The sequence below is a fragment of the Sphingomonas sp. Root710 genome (genome assembly GCF_001429065.1).
Classification (GTDB): Bacteria; Pseudomonadota; Alphaproteobacteria; order Sphingomonadales; family Sphingomonadaceae; genus Rhizorhabdus.
This window is the reverse complement of record NZ_LMIB01000015.1, coordinates 453,934-472,815: the sequence shown is the minus strand read 5'-3', so window position 1 is coordinate 472,815 and position 18,882 is coordinate 453,934. Positions and strand designations below refer to the sequence as shown.

Genomic DNA, 18,882 nt, shown 5'->3' with positions numbered 1-18,882 from the left:
TGGGACATGCGAAGATTGCGCATCCAGTCGAGATGTTCGGACGGGATGGCCGTGCGGATCATGTCGATAATTCCCGCAGGATCGGCATTGTCATAGTCCTGCGCCGATATGCCGTAGCTCAACAGCGTTTCCCGCCCGCCCATCTTGTGGAACAGCGCGGCGGCGCGGCGATTGCCATCGGCCGCCGACAGCAGAGTTTCCTCGTGATTGCCCATCAGGCCATATGTCGCGAAGCTCGAAAATCCACGGCCGCCGCTTCACGAGGCCGACCATATGGGCCGCGCATGCGGTAAAGAATTGCGGCGAGGTTCCGATGACGACATCGATGCGCCGGACGAACAGCGACGCAATGAAGGCGCTCAGCATGAAGCTGACATAGTCGATCACCCGCAGCACAAAGCCCTCGTTGCGGGTGATGAAGGTCCAGACGCGGATCACGTCGATCCCGTCCATGCTTTCCTTCTGCCAGAGCCGGTTGCGATAGCCTTCGAACACGCGGCCTTTGGGGAAGTTGGGCGCGCAGGTGATCACGACGACCTGATGGCCGGCGCGGACCCATTCGCGGCAATGCTCGAAGGTCCGGCTGGCCGGCGCGTTGACCTCTGGCGGGAAATTATCGGTGAGGAAAAGTATTCGCATCAGGCGTCGACCGTCCATTCCAGTTCCGTGCGCAGGCCCGCCCTCATCTGATCGGGGGCGGCCCGAAGCACGAGTCGCGAGGTGGCCAGTTCGCGTCCGAGATCGGGCCACCAGACGGCGGGCCTGAGCAGCATGGGCCCGCTGCCCCGCAGGATCAGTTCGGTCCCGTCGCGGCGGAGACGCCATTCGCGATCCGAGACACCTTCGGCGACGACATCCGGATGCAGCAGGAACGCGATTTCGCCGGGCCGGTCGGCATGCCCCAGCAGAGCATCCTCAATGACAAGCCGTCCCTCGCCCCACAAGAACACGCGTTGATGGATCGGTGCGCCACGGAGGTTGGCGAAACCGTCATGTTCCCCTTCGAGCCGGAAGCCGGGATCCCGCACATCAAAAGCCCGCGCCGTGATACGTGGCCGCCGTCCTGCGCGGAAGCTGCCGAAGAAGTCGGCCTGATCCGCACCGTCCAGACAAAGGCCGTTGTGGCTTGCGGCCGAACGGCTGGCCTGGCGGCGGCTCCCGGCCACATATTCGAACACAGCCTGATCGACGATGAAGCGCTGGCCGCCCAGCGAGAGTTCGAAGCTGAGCACGTCGGCATGGCCATGCGCGGGCAGCGCGTCGGGCGCGATCGGTCCGCAGTCGGCGACACAATAGGCATGTTCGCTGCGGGCCCCGAAATAGCCGGCGTCGGGAAAGGAGAAGACCGGGCGGGGCATGGGCCGCTCTCCTGTCAGCCGGGCATAGGCATCCAGGCAAGGGCCGGGCGAATAGGCCATGCCAAGTCCGGAATCGTTGAACAATACGGCCAGCCCATCGGGATGGGTGAGGTCAGCCAGCGCCTGCGCCATGGCCGACAGGCGCGGATCCAGATCGAGGTCCGCGCTGTCGTCAGCAGAGAGCGGCAGGCTCCGGATTTCGAGCAGATCGGCGAAGACCTGAGCATGATAGGAAAGCGACCGTTCGAAGTGGACGCCGTCGCGAAGTATCTGCGCATCGAGCTCCTGCCGAAGATGGGTGATGCCCAGCCGGCGCCAGCGCGCGGCCTCCTCCCCCTCGAAGAAGCTTGACGCCCACAGCAGCGCCTTGATGTTCTTGATCAGGTGATTGCCGCCGATATCTGTTTCCAGATAGTCGACAAGGTAGCGGAGTTGTTCGGCCAGGCTGTCCGCAATCAGCGCTTCGGCTTCGGGCGTCAATTGCCCCGCCGCGCGCGTAATCTGCTGCATCCAGACCACGGTTCGGATCGAGATGGTGTAGGGAGACCAGCTGTCGCGCCAGCAGCCCGGCCGGGTCGGCGGATTGGCGGCGATCCATTGCAGCATCCAGTCGATGGTCTGCGCCGGTGAAGCTTCCTCGAGAAATTCCATATAATGAAGGTGCATCCGCCACAGCTGCATCGCCGGCTGTGCAGCGCATACTGACCAGGGGATCGTCTCGCCGATGGTCTCGGCATGGTTGAGGAAGCGCAGCGCCGTGCCTTCGCTGCCCTGCGCGATCATGCCGGTGCGTGGCGGAAACAAAGGTGCTGGCAGAACCGAACACCGCGGCGGCGCTGGGGCGGCATATCGGCGGGGGTGGCAATCATGCCACCGCCTCTTCGCCATCAGTCTCAGGCGGCGTGCGATCCGGTGAAGGGGAATGTGCCGCGCAAAGGCCAGCTCGCGAGCCGCACGGCGGACGAACGCAAAATCCACGATCATGTCTGCCGCAATATCATGCTGCCGCGGCGGTCCGGCACTAACGCGCGGCCAGCATGGCGGCGGCTTCGATGCTGGCGCGGCTGACGTCGATGATCTCGTCGAACGGTATCGGGCAGGGAAGGCCGTCTCGAACAGAATCGACGAAGGCCTGCGCACAGCCATTTTGGCCTTTATCCTGCCGCCAGCTGCGCTTTCCCGAGAAGCCTTTCCAGCCCCAGGCTTCGAGCCTGCGGAAATTGTCGATACGCAGAACCCGGCCAGCGGCGAAAACCTCCAGCCTTTCCTTGGGAAAGCGCCGGTCGCCATTGGCGAGATAGTGGACCGTGCCGATCGAGCCGTCAGCGAAAGCCAGCTGTATCGTCGCGCTGTCGGGGCATTGGCCCCGGTCGCCCGGCAGTCCCAGCGCCTGAGCCCGGACCGAGGCGATCGGCGCATCGGCGAAGAATCGGAGCAGGTCGATGAAATGGCATGCCTCGCCGACGATCCGTCCGCCGCCGATATCCGGATCCTGTGTCCAATGCTCGGGCGGGATCGCGCCGGCGTTGACCGTCATGATGAATGCCCTGGGGCCTCGGAGCTGGGCGAGCAAGGCCTTGGCGCGCTCCGTCAGCGGTGCGAAGCGGCGGTTGAACCCGACCATGAGCTTCTGCGTGGGGCGGGAAGCCGCCTCGGCTTCGATCTCAGCCAGCTCATCGAGCGTCAGGCATAGCGGCTTCTCGCAGAAGATATGCTTGCCCGCCCTTAACCCGCCGAGGACCTGACGGGCATGGGCATCATGGCGCGTCGCGACGACCAGCGTGTCGATCGCCGGATCGAGAATGCTCCCGGCCTCGTCGGTGCTGGCTGCAGCAAAACCATGTTTGCGGGCGAGATGAACCGCGCTGAAGCCGCCGCCGCTCACGGCACGATGCAACCCTGCGCCCGCGGCCTTGAACGCGGGCATGAGGATCCGGCCGGCATAGAGCCCGGCGCCGAGGAAGGTGACCGCCGCCGCCGCGGGTTGAGCCGGAACCGTTCCGCTGACCGGCACCGTTCGCCGCGCGAGGTCTTCGCTGTCCTGCGCGCGATATCGCAGCAATATGCCGAGCGATGCTTCGCCAGACGTCAGCAGTCCGAAGGCCTGATCGGCCTCGGCGAGTTCGAAGCGATGTGAGATCAGCGGCGCGACGTCGATGGCGCCCGACGCCATGAGATCGAGCACAGCTTCGAAATTTCGCTGTTCGGTCCAGCGCACGAAGCCGATCGGATAATCCCGGCCGCCGGCTTCATAGGCAGGATCGTAGCGGCCCGGGCCATAGGAGCAGCTGACCTGAAAGCTCAGCTCCTTTTCGTAGAAGTCGGCGCGCGACAGCTGCAGCCCGACGACCCCCACCAGCACGATCCTGCCGCGCTTGCGCGACATCTGCGCCGCCTGCGCGACGATATCGTTGCTCTTGCTGGCCGCGGTTATGATGACGGCGTCGACGCCGGCGCCACGCGAGAAGCCTCCGGCTGCGGCTAGCACATCCTCGGCGGCGGGGTTGGCGATCTCCGCGCCGAACGTGCGTGCGAGATCGAGCCGGGCCGGATCGACGTCGATGCCGAGCACCCGGCAACCCTGGGCACGCAGCATCTGTACGGTAAGAAGGCCGATCAGGCCGAGGCCGAACACGGCGACGCATTCGCCTATCTTCGGATCGGCAAGGCGGATGCCCTGCAGTCCGATCGCACCGATCACCGTGAATGCCGCGGCCTCGTCGCTTACTCCATCAGGGATGCGCGCACAGAGATTGCGGGGAACCGCGACGACCTCGGCATGGTTGCCGTTGCTGGCGACGCGGTCACCCAGCGCGAAGCCGGTTACGTCACTCCCGAGCTCGGCAACCCGGCCGACATTGCAATATCCGAGCGCGATCGGCTGATCGAGCTTGCTGCGGACGGTCTCCATCGTCGCCGCGAATCCGTCGGTGCCGATCTTGTCGATGACCTGGCGAACCTTGTCGGGTTGCTGGCGGGCTTTTCCGATCCAGCCGGCTTTGCCGAAATCGACCAGCATCCGCTCGGTCCCGGCGGAGATCAGAGAGGTGCTGCTGTGGATGAGCAACTGGCCGCGGCCCGCATGAGGCGCGGGAACATCGGTTAGGCTCATCTCGCCCGTGCCGAGATTCTGCAGCACTTGCTTCATATTCTCGCGTCCCCGCGACGGTCTCGCGGGCGAATTCGCCCGGTCCGATCGATGGATCGGCCCCGCCTGAGTTGTCCTTAGCCAAAGGACCCGACGCGGGCCAGCCGTTCGTCACCGAAGCGCGAATCCCGCATTTGGGGGGCGGACGCCGTGCGGCCGGACCGGGGTGCATCAACCTGGTCCCGATCCGGCACGCCTGTCCCTATATCGCGGTTCGGACCTCGCGTCGCGGCGCGGCGGTTGGCATTTTCGAGATTTGCTTTGGCAGAACGGGGGCGGCCGGGACGCACGAAAGAACCATATAATGTGCGCAATGACCGCCGTCCGGCGGATGGGAAGCATCGGCCGGCTGCGCTAGCAGATCGGCTGGTTTAAAGTGCGGAGAGGACAGTCATGAAAATCCTGGTGATCGGTGCGACGGGTTATGTCGGCTCGCATGTCGCCAAGGCTTTCGGGCGGCGCGGTCATGAGGTGGCGGGGCTCGCCCGCAATGCCGGCACGGCCGAACGCCTGGCGGCGGCAGGCATCGCGGCGCACGATGGCAGCATAGATGGCCGCGAGGCCCTGTCGGCGGCGGTCGCCGGTTTCGACGTGGTCGCGATGGCCGCCATGGTCCCGTTCGAGGACGAGCTGGAGATCATGACCGCCATGGTCGCGGGCTGCCAGAAGGGCGGTGTCCGCCATCTTCTGTTCACCTCGGGCACCGGCGTGCTGTCGATCGAGGCCAAGGACGGTGCGTGGAGCCAGTACACCTTCGCCGAGGACGATCCCTATCCCTTCCCGGCGCGGCACAATCGCGCGGTGCGTATCCAGACCGAGACGGTGGTCCGCGAGGGCTCGACCGACCGCCTGAGCACCTATGTCATTCGTCCGCCGCTGATCTACGGCAATGCCGGCAGCATCCAGATCCCGCAAATCTTCGAGTCCGCGCGCAAGACCGGCGCGGCCTGCTATCTGGGCTTCGGGCTCAACCTCTATTCGGCCGTCCATGTCGAGGATCTGGCCGAGGCTTATTGCCTGGCGGTCGAAAAAGGGAAGCCCGGCGCGCTTTATCATACCGTGTGCGGCGAGGCGAACTTCCGGTCGATCGCGGAGGCTGTCGCAACGGTGGTGGGCTGCGGCACGAAGAGCCTCGATTATGAGGAGGCCTGCGCACTGTGGGGTGATGTCTGGGTCGATCTCGCGCTGGCCGTCAACAGCCGCTCGATCGCGAAGAGGGCGGTTGAGGAACTCGGCTGGAAGCCGCGTCATCTCGACGTCATCGATGATATTCGCAACGGCTCCTATCGCCAAAACTTCGAAGCCGGTCTAAGCGAGTTCACGTGGGCGAGCCACGGCTGACGGAGCGACATTTGGCCCGGATATTATTGACGCGGCGCTGGCCGGCCTCGGTCGAGGCGGAGCTCGCCGCACGGCATGAGGTTCAGCGCAACGAGAGCGACACGCCGATGTCGCAGGCCGAGTTGGCCGAGGCGATGGCGTCGTTCGACGTCCTCTGCCCGACAGTGTCGGACCGGATCGACGCCGGCGTCATCGGCGCCGCGAACCGCCGAGTGCGGTTCATCGCCAATTATGGCGCCGGGGTCGATCATATCGACCTCTCGGCGGCGCGCGCGGCGGGAATCGCTGTCACCAACACTCCCGACGTTCTGACCGACGCTACCGCCGAACTGGCGCTGCTGCTGATGCTGATGGTGTCGCGCCGCGCTGGCGAGGGCGAACGGGAGCTGCGCTCGGGCGGCTGGGGCGGCTGGCGGCCGACCCACCTGACGGGCCGTGCGTTGCAGGGCCGGACGCTGGGCCTGATCGGCTATGGCCGGATCGCGCGCGAGACCGCGCGCCGCGCCCGCGCCGCGCTGGACGTCGAGCTGATCTATCATAGCCGCCGCCCCGCCACCGACGACGATCTGGGCGCGCGCTATGTCGCGTCGGCGGCCGAGCTGGTCGCAGAGGCCGACATCATCTCGCTGCATTGTCCCGGCGGTGCCGAGACCCGCCACTTGATCGACGCCGCGATGATCGAGCGGATGAAGCCGAATGCGGTGCTGATCAACACGGCGCGCGGGTCCGTGATCGACGAGGCGGCGCTGGCTGCGGCGCTCACGGCGGGCCGGATTGGCGGGGCCGGGCTCGACGTCTATGAGCGCGAGCCGGCCGTGCACCCGGCGTTGCTCGACGCGCCGAATGTCGTGCTGCTCCCGCATCTGGGCAGCGCGACGCTGGAGACGCGTGAGGCGATGGGGCGGCAGGCGGTACTCAACCTCCAAGCGCTGCTGGAAGGGCGCGAGCCACCGAACCGTGTCGCCTGAACCGCACGTGGCGCTCGATACCGTCGAAGAAGCGCTGCGCGAGGCCATGGCCGGCCGTGGCCGTGGCATGCGGCCCTTCGTGCTCGGCATCTGCGGCGCGCAGGGGAGCGGCAAGTCCACCCTGTCCGATGCATTGGCAGAACGGATGCGGCGGGCGGGTGTGTCGACCGCAGTACTGTCGATCGACGATCTTTATCGCACCAGGGCCGAGCGCATCGCGATGGCGCACGATGTGCACCCGCTGTTCGCCGTGCGCGGCGTGCCCGGCACCCATGAGGTGAGCCTCGGGCTCGACATCATCGCCACGCTCGATCGGGGCCGGGCCGCGCGGCTGCCGCGCTTCGACAAGGCCCATGATGACCGCGCGCCCGAAGCCGCCTGGGGCGAAGCGCCGGCCGGTACCGCACTGCTCATCCTGGAAGGCTGGTGTGTCGGCGCGCGGCCCGAGGTGCCGGACGCGCTGGCCACGCCGGTCAACGATCTCGAACGCGAAGAGGATGGCGACGGACGCTGGCGCCGGGCCGTCAACGACGCGCTGGCCGGCGCCTATCAGGCGCTGTTCGACCGGATCGACATGCTCGTCCTGCTCGCCGCCCCGGGGTTCGAGGTCGTCCGCGACTGGCGCATCGAGCAGGAGCACGGCCTGGCGCGAACCGCTGGCGCCGGCGCCGGGGGCGTGATGAGCGATACCGAGGTCGAACGCTTCATTCGCTTCTACGAGCGGCTGACACGGCACATATTGGCGGAGATGCCCGGGCACGCCGATCTGGTGATCCGCCTCGGCCGGGATCGCGCACCGCTGTCGATCACTTCGGCAGCGCGTAGCCGATGATATAGTCGCCCAGCACCGAACGCAGCGCCGGATGCCCACCGGCGGCGATCACCACGAACTGCCGTCCGCTCTTCGGCGAGATATAGGTCATCGGGGTCGCCTGACCGCCGGCGGGCAGCCTGACATGCCACAGCATCCTGCCGCTGCTGGTATCGAAGGCGCGGAAATCGCCGTCATGGGTCGCGCCGATGAACAGCAGGCCGCTGCGCGTCGCCAGCGATCCGCCATTATTGGGCGTGCCGACCAGGATCGGCAGCATCGACCGGATGCCCCAGGGCCCCGCCGCCCGGCCATTGCCGAAGCGCTGCGCCCAGACGAGCTTGCCCGAGCGCAGATCGACCGCGGAGATCATGCCATAGGGCGGCTGGTTGCAGGGTATGCCGAGCGGGGTGCGGAAAATCTGGATATGCGCGGCATAGGGCGTTCCGCCCTGCCGCACCGGGCCCCCCACTTCGCGCGCGACGAACTGCTTGACCCGCGCATCGGCCTCGGCGCGGGTGAGCAGCCGGTCGTAATTGGCCACCCGGTTGGAATTTACGAACAGCAACTGCCGCTCGGGATCGACCGATACGCTGCCCCAGTCGATGCCGCCGTTGAAGCCGGGATAGGCGATGTTCGGCTGCAGGCCCGGCGGTGTCGCGGTGCCCTCGTAGCGCGACTCCTTGAAACGGATGCGGCACCAGAGCTGGTCGAGCGGGGTGATTCCCCACATGAAGCGTTCGGTGAAGTCGGGTCCGCGATAGGAGGGCATGCCGACCGAGAAGGGCTGGGTGGGCGACAGCCGCTCCTCGGGCACTGCGCCGGCCTGCGGGACCGCTTTCTCCACGACGGGGCTCAGCGGTTTTCCGGTGGCGCGATCAAGCACGAAAACCTCGCCCCGCTTGGTCGGCTGGACGAGCGCGTGGCGCACGCCGGATGGATAGGCGATGTCCACCAGCGTCGGTTGCGACGCGACATCCCAGTCCCAGACATCGTGATGCGCGGTCTGGAACACCCAGCGCGTCTTGCCGGTGGCCGCCTCGATCGCGACGACCGAGCTGCCGAACTTCTCGTCGAACGGGCGTCGCCGCCCGCCGAAATAGTCTACCGCGGGATTGCCGGTCGGCACATAGACGAGGCCCAGGCGCTCGTCGGCGCTGAACGGCGCCCAGGCATTGGGCGTCGAATGGGTATAGGTCTCGCCCGGCGGCGGCAGGGTCTGGCGATCGGGGCGCCCGACATCCCAGGCCCAGGCCAGTTCGCCGGTGATCGCGTCGAAGGCGCGGACGACACCCGCGGGCTCACCCCAATATTGGCCGTCGCTCACCCAACCGCCGAGCACCACCTTGCCGCCGGCCATCGTCGGGGCCGACGTGACGGCATAATAGCCGACCGGCGATTTGCTCAGCCCGGTCAGCAGCGAGACTTGTCCGTTGCGGCCGAAACCCTGGCAGAGCCGGCCGCTGCGCGCGTCGAGCGCGATGAGGCGGGCGTCGGTGGTGTTGGTGATGATCCGTTCGGCGCAGTCGCCGCTCAGGCCGGGCGCGCGATAATAAGCGACGCCGCGGCAGACATGGTAGGGCACGTTCTCCTTGACGATATGGGCGTTGAAGCGCCAGCGCTGCCGCCCGGTTTCCGCATCGAGCGCGATGACGTCGTTATAGGCCGTGCAGAGATAGAGCGTATCCGCGACCTTGATCGGCGTCACCTCCAGCCCATAGGTGTCGCCGACCCGAAAGGTCCAGGCAGGCTTCAGGCCCGCGACATTGGCGGGCCTGATCTGGTCGAGCCGGCTATAGCGGGTGCCGCCCGGATCGCCGCCATAATGGAGCCAGTCGCCTTCGGCAGGGCCACCAGCGGTGGCGGTAGGAATGGCACCGCCGAACGGGCCGGTCTGATAGATCGGGTCGAAGGGATCGGGGGTGCGCAGCTGGGTGAGGCCGATCCCGGCGATCAGTGCGGCCAGGGCCGCGATGCCGAGCGCGCCGGGACGGGCCAGGCGGGCGAGGCGATCATGCGGCGTCGCAAGGCCGCGCCGGATGGCCGGGAAGAGGAGGGGGATACCGAGGACCGCCGGGGCGACGAGCCGGGGCATGAGCGCCCAGCCGTCGAAACCCGCTTCCCACAAAGCCCAGGCGAGGGTGGCGAAGAGCAGCGTGGCATAGCCGAGCGCACCTTCGACACGACCCCGCCATAGCCAGATGCCGCTGGCCAGCGTCACGGCACCGGCAGCGACATAATAGGGCGAGCCGCCGAGCGAGACGAGATAGGCCCCGCCCGCCAGCAGCGGCAGGGACACCAGCGCCAATATGGCGGCATAGATGCGCCGCGCGACCGCCGGCTTCGATATGTCCTCCCCCGGCATCCCCATCGCGTTATCCGAGCTTTTGCATGATGTTGATCATCGTCACGCCCTGCGGCCCCGCGCGCCAGCCATGCTCGTTGCCGGGCAGCACGACCGAGTCGCCCTTGCGAAGGGTTACGGAGCGGCCCTCTTCGAGGAGCAGCACGACTTCGCCCTCGACGATGATGTTGACGTCGAGCGTGTCGGTGGCGTGCATCGTGGAGGAGTCCACATTGGCGCCCCATTGCTGATAGCGAACACGGAGTCCCTGGCCCTCGGGTTCGATCGCGAAGGGCTTGGGTGCGCCCATCGGATCGGGATCGCCCATGCGTGGAAGGCCGGCCGTCTCCCATATGTCGACCGCGCAGCAATGCCCTTCGGGCACTTCGGCCGGAAACTCGGCGGCATGGTGCATCTGCAGCTGGCCGACTTTGGTATTGGTGACATGGTGGATCGACTGGGGCGGGCCGTCGTAGAGGACCGTCGATTTGCCGTCGGCGTCGACGCCGGTAATGACTCTGCGCATGGTGGTGTTTCTCACATCGAATAGCGGGCGATGTTGGTGCCCGTGGTGACGAGCCCGCCGTCGGCGGACAATGTGTTGCCGGTCAGCCAGCGTGCATCGTCGCTGGCGACGAAGGCGACGATGTCGGCGATGTCATCGGGCTGGGCGACGCGGCGGAGCGCGGTCCAGCGCGCGAACAATCCACGCCAGTCGCGCGGGTCCTTGCGCTCGTTCGCCTCGAACAGGTCGGTGACGGTGGTGCCGGGCGCGACGGCGTTGACGGTGATGCCGCGTTCGCCGAGTTCCAGCGCCGCCGATCGGGTGAAGGCCTCCATGGCTCCCTTGGTGGCGGAGTATACCGAGCGCCCATGGGCGGGGTGCTTGCCCGCCGCCGAGGAGATGTTGATCACACGGCCATGCGGGCTTTCAGTGCGCCGCGCGAATTCGCCGGTTGCGAGCAGCACCGCGCGCAGGTTCAGCGACAGTTCGAAATCGATCCGCTTGATATCGAACTCCGGCACCGGATGATATTCGGACACCGCGGCATTGTTGACGAGGATATCGATGCCGCCATGCCGCTCGACGGTCTCGCGAACGATGTCGATCGGCGCATCGGCGGTCGAGAGGTCGCCAAGGACGACCGATGCCGTACCGCCGGCGTCGACGATCTTCGCGGCGACCTTATCCGCATCTCGGCTGTCGGCGCTGGCATGGACCACGACCGTCGCGCCGTCGGCGGCCAGGCGCAGCGCGATCCCCGCGCCGATGCCTCGGGACGATCCGGTGACGAGCGCGACCCTGCCGTCCAGTTTGCCGCCGCTCATTTGTGGCCCGCCCGGCCGACCGGATAGTCGCCGCCCTTGCGGGACGGTTCATTGGCGAACAGGTCCCAGCTATAGTCGTCCTGCTGCGAACCATAGGCCCGCACCGGCATCGCCGAGAAGGGGAAGAGCAGGTCGTTCCACGGCGTACTCGGCCCCGCATCGCGGCACCAGTCGTAGACCGCGACACGGTGAATGAACTTCCAGGTGTCGCCGCGCTTCTCGAGCCGGTCGGCATAGCGCCCGCCCAGATAGACGTCACGGGTCGCGTCGCCCTCGCCCATACGGTGATAGGCGAAGAAATAAGTCTCGCAATTGGCAATGTTGCCGTGAAGCTCGATGCAGCTCTGGCCCAGCATGTGGCCCATCTTCAACGTCGGCCACATCGGCTTCATGCCGTCGGCGAATTCACGTCCGGTGCCGTCGACCACGCCGTGATCGTCCCAGCCCTCCGGCCAGTAGGTTGATGCGATCAGGTCGGCGTCCTGCCGGTCCATGCCGCGGCTGTAGCGGGCCATGTTGTGACGGATCTTCTCGCGGTCGAGCAGCTCCTCCATGGTGATCTCGATTTCTGGCTGCCGCATGCTCTCTCCTCGTTCGATTATGTTGGTCCAGGTCCGGCGGCGTCAGAGCCGAAGGCCGGCCTGCCTGAGCAGCGGCATCACCCGCGCATCGAAATATTTCAGCTCCTCGACATAATCGATCAGCCCCAGGAAGACCCCGTCGATCCCGGCCTCCTTCACCTCGCGCAGCCCGTCGACGATCTGCTCGGGCGTGCCGACAAGGGCGTGGCCACCCGACCCGGCGACGAACTTGGCGAGAAGCTCGGGTTTGAGATGCTCGCCAAAGGTCTGGATGTTGAGCCCGCGCGCGAAATTGCCCGCCGCGACCCAGTCGCCATGGTCGATGATCGACTGATAGGCGGCCTTTGCTTCCTCCTCGGTGTCGCGGCAGACGACGATGACCATCGTCACCATTTGCAGCGAGCGGCCATAATCGTCGAATGCCTTCTTGCGGATGTCGCGGCAATATCCGGCGGCCTGTTCGGCGGTCGTGAAGACGGTGTAGTTGACGTCCGCATAGCGCGCCGAAAACTCGATGCCGGCCGGCGACCCGCCGGCGTTGATCACCACCGGGCGCCGCTGGACCGGCTTGGGAGCGGCTTCGAGGCCTTTGAGCTGGAAATATTCGCCGTCGAAGTCGAACGGCGCCTTCTCGGTCCACAGCCGGTCGACGATCTCGAGCCATTCGGCGCCGAGCTTGTAGCGATCGCCATGCTCGCGCATCCGCACGCCGAGCATCGCCATCTCGGCCTCGTTCCAACCCATCACGACGTTGAGGCCGGCCCGGCCGTTGGAGATATGATCGATCGTGGTGATCGCCTTGGCGGCGGCGACCGGATTGACCACCGAAGCATGGACCGTCGCGAAGGTCATGACGTTGCTCGTCCGCGCTGCCAGCCCGGCGGCGTAGGTCAGCGTCTCGAAATTCTCGCCCGCCCAGTTCGTCGTGCCCCCGAAGCCCTGCCAGCGGGCGACAGGTACGATCAGTTCGAAGCCCATGCGGTCGACCTGTTCGGCGATCGCCAGACTGTGTTGCCAGCTGACCTCGAACGAGCTCGGCGGCTCGCTCATGAACACCGAGCCGTTCGAATTGACCGAGAATACGCCGAACTTCAGCGGCTGCGCATTGAACAGCGGGACATGGGCCGCGCGATACTCGGCGAGTTCCTCGCTGGCGCGGCGTTTCGACTGCAGATCGCTCATGATGATCCTTCTCTCCTGCCGCGCTTTCGCGGGTCTGATCTCATGGCTCAGATATAGTCCAGCCCTTCCGCCTGCGCGCGTTTTCGCGTCTTGGATCGGCGAACGTCACTTTCGATTTTCGAGCGTTCCCTTTCGATTCCGGCGCATGATTTCACTCCGCGAAAATCTGCGCTCTCAGTCGAGTTGGAAATCGGGATCCTGCAGGACCCATTTGTGTCCCCAGTGCGAACCCAGGGTGGTCTCGAAGAATATCTCCTCTTCCCAGGCCTTCGGCGGCGCGCCCCAGCCGAGTTCGAGAATGAATTTGCCCGGAGTCATCATGTAGAAGGAGATCATGTCGTCGTTGACATGCTTGCCCAGCGTCATGGCCAGAGGGATGTTATGCGCCTGCTGCCGGTCGAGGGCACGGCCGACATCGTCGAAATCGGCGAATTCGAGCATCATGTGGACGCAGCCGACGTCGCTGGGCATTTGTGCCAGCGCCAGACTGTGCTGACGCGGATTGCGGCAGTGCAGGAAGTAGAGCTGCACCTTGAGGTCGGCGGTGATCGGCTGAAGCAGGCTGTCCGAAGCGTCGAAGCCGACGATGCGCGTCCAGAAATCGAGCGCCTCGTCGATGTTGAGCGCGGGCAGCACGGTGTGGCCGAGCCCGAGCTCACCGGTGACGAAGGGGCCCGTGCCGATGGGCGAAACGAAGGGCTGGAAATTCGAGATGGGGCCCCAGGCGGCTTCGTGCCGGTTGCCGGCGGGATCGGTGAAGGTGAAGAAGTCCTGCACCTTGCGCAGCGCGCTTTCTTCGGCGGTGGCGCTGGTCAGCGCTACGCCGAATCCTTCGAGGCGGGTCCGGAAGGCGTCATAATCGGCGCGCGAGCGCAGCAGCCAGCCCGAGGCGAAATAGCGTTCCTGATCGCCAGGCAGGATCAGGATGCGATGGTTACGGCGGTCGATCTTCAGATAGAGGCCGCCGCCCGGCGCGTCGATCGCCTTCATCCCGACCACCTGTTCGGCATAGCTGCGCCATTTGCCGATATCGGCCGTCTGCAGCACGACATAACCCAGTTCGCTGATACCCATGGCGCCTCATCCCCGACATTTGCGAGCTTCTTCGACCCGGATGTACGACCCGTCCGGCGGGCGAGACATGCCAGCCATGTTGGCAAAATGAGCAACATATGGGCGGAGCGCGCAGCCGATATGGCGGGCGGGCCTTCCCGCGCGTAAGTATCGGGATCAGATTGGGCCGGTGTGGAGAGGACATGAGGGTCATGGAGCGGTTCGCGACGATGTCGCGAGCGTTGTTCGAGGTATCGGACAACGCGCTATCGCGCCCATCGACATGGGCGATCACGATGTCGGTGATCTGCCTGGATTCAGCTGGTTTTTCTCCCGCCGCACGATGCTCGCGAAATGCGCAATTTCGCGCGTGTGTGGCGCATCGACCCCTTCCCTATAGGAGTTTTTGAATGAGTGGTTTGAGTGGCAAGATCGCGCTGGTGACCGGTTCGAGCCGCGGCATAGGCCGTGGGATCGCCGAGCGCCTGGCCCGCGACGGCGCCACGGTGGCGATTCACTATGGCCGCGATCGCCCCGCAGCCGACGAAGCGGTCGGCGCGATCGAAGCGGCGGGGGGAAAGGCCTTCGCCGTGCAGGCCGACCTTGCGAGCATGGACGACATCAAGGCGATGTTCGCGGCGCTCGACGAGCGCGGCGGGCGCATCGATATCCTGGTGAACAACGCGGCGGCGCTGGTCAGCGCCCATATCCAGGACACGACCGAGGAGATTTTCGACCGGCTCGTCTCGACGAACCTGCGCGGCACCTATTTCATCACGAAATATGCGATCGAGCGGATGGGCGAGGGCGGCCGGATCATCAACATCTCGTCCAACTGCACGCGCGTCGCCTATCCCGAGGTGTCGGTATACGGCCTCACCAAGGCGGGGATCGAGAATATGGCGCTAGGGCTGGCTCAGCAGCTCGGTGCGCAGGGGATCACGGTCAACACCGTCGTCCCCGGGATCGTCGATACCGACATGAACGCCAGCTGGTTGTCCGAAGACACCAAATCCTATGTCCATGGACTCACTGCGCTGGGTAGATTAGGTTCTGTAGAGGAAATAGCCAACGTGGTCGCTTTTCTGGCTTCGGAGCAGGCTAGCTGGGTCACCGCCCAGACAATCGAGGCGAGCGGAGGCTGTCGTATTTGACGAGTTTTCGACGATCTGCGGTAAAGGGGCAGATAAGCACTGCCGTAATGATCGCCACGTGACGGAAGGAGAGAGGGATGTCCGCACGAGCATTTAATGTCGCGGCGCATTTGGAAGTGCCGGGCGTCAACATTCAGGTTCTCGACTATCGCTGGAACGCCGGCGAGCAGATCGAGGAGCTGGAGCATGATTTCATCCTGCGCTATCGCCCGTTTCCCGCCCAGGTGAGCGTCGCAGCTCGCCTTCCGGAAGGCGATCTGCAGAATTTCGGCCAGCTGATGTTCTTTCCGGCGGATGTCGAGGTCAGAACCGCATCGGCGAACAACAACGAACTGACCCGCAACATCATGTGCCGGTTCAACGCCGGCTGGTTTCGCAAGGTCTGGACCGGCTCGTCCAACTGGAGCAACGAGGAGCTGGCCCGCTGCTTCGACATGCGGAACCTGCGGATCGAGCAGGCGATCCAGCGGCTCGGCGCCGAGGCGGCGGACCCCGGCTTCGCCAGCCCGCTGATGGTGGAATCGCTTGCGACCGTGATCGCGATCGAGATCGCCCGCTATTTCGGCGACATGAAGGAGCCGCTGCGCATCCGCACCCGCGACGGGCGGCTGTCGCAGGCGGATCTGAACCGCATCTACGAATATATCGACAGCTTCTCGAACCGCTGCCCGAGCATCGAGGACATCGCCGACCTGTGCGACATCAGCGCGGCGCATCTGCGCCGTTCGTTCAAGAAGACCACCGGCAAGACGGTCCACGAATATGTCGAGGAAATGCGGCTCAAGAAGGCGCAGTCGCTGCTGGCCGACACCGATCTGCCGCTGAAGGAAATCTCCTACCGGCTCGGTTTCGCGGACTCGAGCACCTTCTCCTCGACCTTCAAGCGCAGCTCCGGCGAAACGCCGAGCGGCTATCGCTATCGCTTCCGCCAGTGACGGGATCGGGGCGTCCTTCGCGGGACGCCCCGATCAATTTTCACACAATTTGCACCGATCGCTAAACGCCCCCGCGCTGTAGCGCTCCGCCAAAACCGCTACTCTTGCCCCAGTTTTAGGACCGGGGATTGCCAATTGCGCCGACATCATGCCGGTCGCAAGCAGGCGTCCACCGCAGTGGGTGTAGGGCGAGCATGAATTACCAGAGCGAAGGTGCCGTATTCGGTCAGGCCGGGGGCGATCTGCCGCCGCAGCGCTTTGCCAGGGGCTGGCACTGCATGGGACTCGCCGAACCGTTCAAGGACGGCAAGCCGCATACGCTTCAAGCGTTCGGCGGCAAGGTCGTGATCTTCCAGCAGACCGACGGTTCGCTCGCGGCGCTCGACGGCTATTGCCCGCATATGGGCGCCGACCTCGGCACTGGTACGCTGATCGACGGGACCGTGGCCTGCCCCTTTCATGGCTGGCAGTGGAACGGCAAGGGCGAATGCGCTCATATCCCCTACTCGCCGCGTATCCCCCGCAAGGCCCGGATCAAATCCTATCCGGTGATGGAGCAGAATCAGCAGCTCTTCATTTACAATGATCCGGAGGGCAATCCGCCGCCGCCCGAAGTGGCGATCCCGGCGATCGAGGCGGTGATGAACGGCGAGACGCTGCCCTGGGAATGGCAGACGATCCACATTCCGACCAATTGCCGCGAGCTGATCGACAACGCCGCAGACGCGACCCATTTCTATTATGTCCACGGCTGGAGCGTGAACCGCTTCGAGAATATCTTCGATCGCCACATGGCGACGCAGAACGCCTGGTTCGAAGCGCGCAAGGACGTGAATTTCGGCGAGGTCGAAACATCTGAGAGCGATTTCGATTTCCGCAGCTCGGCGACCTATTACGGCCCGGCCTACATGATCGTGAACCAGACTGCCGAATATCTGGGCAAGCCGGTCGAGTTGTACCTGATCAACGCCCATTATCCGGTGTCGCCGAACAGCTTCATGCTGCACGCGGGCGTCACCACCAAGCGGGTCGAGGGCGTTTCCGAAGAGGAAAGCATCGCGCTGGGCCGTTCGTTCGGCAAGGCGGCGGTCGACGCCTTCTTCCAGGACGTCGAATTGTGGAAGACCAAGACCCGCGTCGACAATCCGATCCTGTCGGAATTCGACGGCCCGATCTATCAGCTTCGCCGCTGGTATCAGCAATTCTATGTCGATGCCGCCGACGTGACGCCGGAAATGACCGACCGGTTCCATCTGGACATGGACCTGACCGTGCCGCTCGAATGCTGGGCCGCGGATCAAGCGAAGTTCAAGAACAAGTGAGCGTCGCGGCAGACGAGGCGCCCGTCCTCGACACGGCCTTCCCGGTCGGCAAGTTCGCCCGGGTGTGGAACGACACTTACCGGCTCCACTATCATGAGCTGAACCGGCCCAACGGCCGGCCCAGCCTGCTGTTCCTGCACGGCAGCGGACCGGGGGCCAGCGGCTACAGCAATTTCCGCAACAATTACCCGGTGATGGCCGAAGCCGGTTATCATGTGATCGTCGTCGATTATCTGGGCTATGGCCATTCGGACAAGCCGCGCGACTTCGACTACAGCACCGAAAATCAGGTGGCGATGCTCCACGAGCTGATGGGGCAGCTCGGCGTAGGCCAGGTGATCCCGATCGGCAACTCGCTCGGAGGCTTTTATGGCCATGCCTATGCGCTGACCTATCCTGATGACGTGCCCAAGGTCATTTCCATGGCGCCCGGCGGCGTCCATGAGGAAAGCACCCGGCCATCATCGCCGGGGCTACAGGCAATGGTCGCCGCCGTCGGGGCGGGGCCACAGAACTTCACCGCGGAGAGCTTCCGCGAACTGCTCAAGCTGATCGTCAAGGACGAGCGTCACCTGACCGACCAGGTCATCGGTGAGCGTCTGCCGATCGCGCAGAGCCAGCCGATCGAAATCTACACCCGCGCGATCCACCGCCCGGTTTGGGACCGGCTGCACGAGATCAAGGTGCCGGTGCTTGCCTTCTGGGGCTATTATGACCAGTTCCTGTCGGTGAACCACGCCTTCATCATGCAGGAAAAGATCGAGAATTGCCGGGTGATCATCTCGAACCAGGCGGGACATTGGTTCATGATCGAGGAGGCCGAGCTGTTCAACCAGTCCTGCCTCGCCTTCCTGTCGGAATAGACATCCCTGCGCCCGGGAGAGCTTCGATGACCGAGACAGCCGTCGCCGACACGCTGGCGATCCAGAGGCTCAAGGCGATCTATTGCGAGGGAGCGGACCTGCTGCCCACCGACGCCGAGCGGGCGGCGGAAGTGCTGACGTCGGTCTTCACCGCCGACGCCACCGCCGATTACGGCGCGGGGCTGCTCGAAGGCCGTGAGGCGATCGTCGGCTTCCTGGTGAGCCAGATCAGTCCGGTGCGCGCCTGGCTGTGGCACGCTATCCATTCGCCGCTGATCGATGTGGACGGGGATGATGCGGAGGCGCGTTGGACGATCGTCGCGATGATGCGCGACAAAGGCTCGGAGACGATCGAGCGCGCCTATGGCCGCTATGCCGACCGGCTCATCCGCACGCCGGACGGCTGGCGGATCGCGGCGATGCGGTGGATCGAAGAAGCGCGCGCCTGATCACGCGCTGATTTTCACGAAAAGGGGAAGGAGGCTCCCGGTCG

The 18,882-nt window shown here is 65.2% G+C and carries 17 protein-coding genes; 8 read left to right on the top strand and 9 right to left on the bottom strand.

All coding sequences use genetic code 11. The features are described 5' to 3' along the window. Positions 1-90: 90 nt before the first annotated feature. The 3 genes from ASE00_RS24100 to ASE00_RS17330 form a co-directional block, all read right to left on the bottom strand. Entirely contained in the window at positions 91-639 is a 549-nt protein-coding gene (locus ASE00_RS24100; RefSeq protein ID WP_235538723.1) for a glycosyltransferase, read from the bottom strand. After that, a complete protein-coding gene (locus ASE00_RS17335) occupies positions 639-2,141 on the bottom strand; it encodes an alginate lyase family protein (RefSeq protein ID WP_056382580.1) in 1,503 nt (500 codons plus the stop codon). Before ASE00_RS17335 ends, ASE00_RS24100 begins: the two co-directional genes overlap by 1 nt. 238 nt (positions 2,142-2,379) lie before the next feature. Further along, positions 2,380-4,506 carry a bi-domain-containing oxidoreductase gene (locus ASE00_RS17330; protein ID WP_056382578.1) on the bottom strand — a complete coding sequence of 709 codons (2,127 nt, stop codon included), beginning with the start codon at positions 4,504-4,506 and terminating at the stop codon, positions 2,380-2,382. Between the two features lie 393 nt (positions 4,507-4,899). Between ASE00_RS17330 and ASE00_RS17325 the strand changes: the two genes are divergently transcribed. From ASE00_RS17325 to ASE00_RS17315, 3 genes are read left to right on the top strand one after another with little or no spacing between them, the layout of a single operon-like run. Further along, positions 4,900-5,847, top strand: a complete 948-nt coding sequence (locus ASE00_RS17325; RefSeq protein WP_082594799.1) for an NAD-dependent epimerase/dehydratase family protein — start codon at positions 4,900-4,902, stop codon at positions 5,845-5,847. A gap of 11 nt (positions 5,848-5,858) precedes the next feature. Further along, positions 5,859-6,815, top strand: a complete 957-nt coding sequence (locus ASE00_RS17320; protein ID WP_056382673.1) for a 2-hydroxyacid dehydrogenase — start codon at positions 5,859-5,861, stop codon at positions 6,813-6,815. Continuing rightward, complete coding sequence (locus ASE00_RS17315) at positions 6,805-7,647, top strand: kinase (protein WP_156405478.1); 843 nt, start codon at positions 6,805-6,807, stop codon at positions 7,645-7,647. Before ASE00_RS17320 ends, ASE00_RS17315 begins: the two co-directional genes overlap by 11 nt. Here the strand turns inward: ASE00_RS17315 and ASE00_RS17310 are convergent. From ASE00_RS17310 to ASE00_RS17285, 6 genes are all read right to left on the bottom strand, one after another. Continuing rightward, positions 7,622-9,997, bottom strand: coding sequence for a membrane-bound PQQ-dependent dehydrogenase, glucose/quinate/shikimate family (locus ASE00_RS17310; protein ID WP_235538722.1), 2,376 nt, complete (start codon positions 9,995-9,997; stop codon positions 7,622-7,624). The genes ASE00_RS17315 and ASE00_RS17310 overlap by 26 nt on opposite strands. Positions 9,998-10,001: 4 nt before the next feature. Next, complete coding sequence (locus ASE00_RS17305; RefSeq protein ID WP_056382576.1) at positions 10,002-10,496, bottom strand: hypothetical protein; 495 nt, start codon at positions 10,494-10,496, stop codon at positions 10,002-10,004. An 11-nt stretch (positions 10,497-10,507) separates the two neighbouring features. Further along, positions 10,508-11,299 (bottom strand): SDR family NAD(P)-dependent oxidoreductase, encoded by a 792-nt coding sequence (locus ASE00_RS17300; protein ID WP_056382573.1) that lies wholly within the window; start codon positions 11,297-11,299, stop codon positions 10,508-10,510. Next, positions 11,296-11,880: a nuclear transport factor 2 family protein gene (locus tag ASE00_RS17295; protein WP_056382571.1), complete on the bottom strand. Its 585-nt coding sequence runs from the start codon at positions 11,878-11,880 to the stop codon at positions 11,296-11,298. The genes ASE00_RS17300 and ASE00_RS17295 overlap by 4 nt, the downstream gene beginning before the upstream one ends. A 42-nt stretch (positions 11,881-11,922) precedes the next feature. Beyond that, positions 11,923-13,062, bottom strand: a complete 1,140-nt coding sequence (locus ASE00_RS17290) for an LLM class flavin-dependent oxidoreductase (protein WP_056382569.1) — start codon at positions 13,060-13,062, stop codon at positions 11,923-11,925. Between the two features lie 174 nt (positions 13,063-13,236). Further along, positions 13,237-14,136 carry a VOC family protein gene (locus tag ASE00_RS17285; protein ID WP_056382566.1) on the bottom strand — a complete coding sequence of 300 codons (900 nt, stop codon included), beginning with the start codon at positions 14,134-14,136 and terminating at the stop codon, positions 13,237-13,239. Positions 14,137-14,525: 389 nt separating this feature from the next. Between ASE00_RS17285 and ASE00_RS17280 the strand changes: the two genes are divergently transcribed. The 5 genes from ASE00_RS17280 to ASE00_RS17260 all read left to right on the top strand — a co-directional run bounded on the left by ASE00_RS17280 (position 14,526) and on the right by ASE00_RS17260 (position 18,838). Beyond that, entirely contained in the window at positions 14,526-15,269 is a 744-nt protein-coding gene (locus tag ASE00_RS17280; protein ID WP_056382564.1) for an SDR family oxidoreductase, read from the top strand. 77 nt (positions 15,270-15,346) lie between these two features. Then, positions 15,347-16,204 carry a helix-turn-helix domain-containing protein gene (locus ASE00_RS17275; protein WP_082594798.1) on the top strand — a complete coding sequence of 286 codons (858 nt, stop codon included), beginning with the start codon at positions 15,347-15,349 and terminating at the stop codon, positions 16,202-16,204. Between the two features lie 194 nt (positions 16,205-16,398). Beyond that, on the top strand, positions 16,399-17,526 hold the full coding sequence (locus tag ASE00_RS17270; RefSeq protein ID WP_056382559.1) for a Rieske 2Fe-2S domain-containing protein: 1,128 nt from the start codon (positions 16,399-16,401) through the stop codon (positions 17,524-17,526). Continuing rightward, a complete protein-coding gene (locus tag ASE00_RS17265) occupies positions 17,523-18,389 on the top strand; it encodes an alpha/beta fold hydrolase (RefSeq protein ID WP_056382557.1) in 867 nt (288 codons plus the stop codon). The genes ASE00_RS17270 and ASE00_RS17265 overlap by 4 nt, the downstream gene beginning before the upstream one ends. A 26-nt stretch (positions 18,390-18,415) precedes the next feature. After that, positions 18,416-18,838 carry a nuclear transport factor 2 family protein gene (locus tag ASE00_RS17260; protein ID WP_056382555.1) on the top strand — a complete coding sequence of 141 codons (423 nt, stop codon included), beginning with the start codon at positions 18,416-18,418 and terminating at the stop codon, positions 18,836-18,838. Positions 18,839-18,882 lie beyond the last annotated feature (44 nt).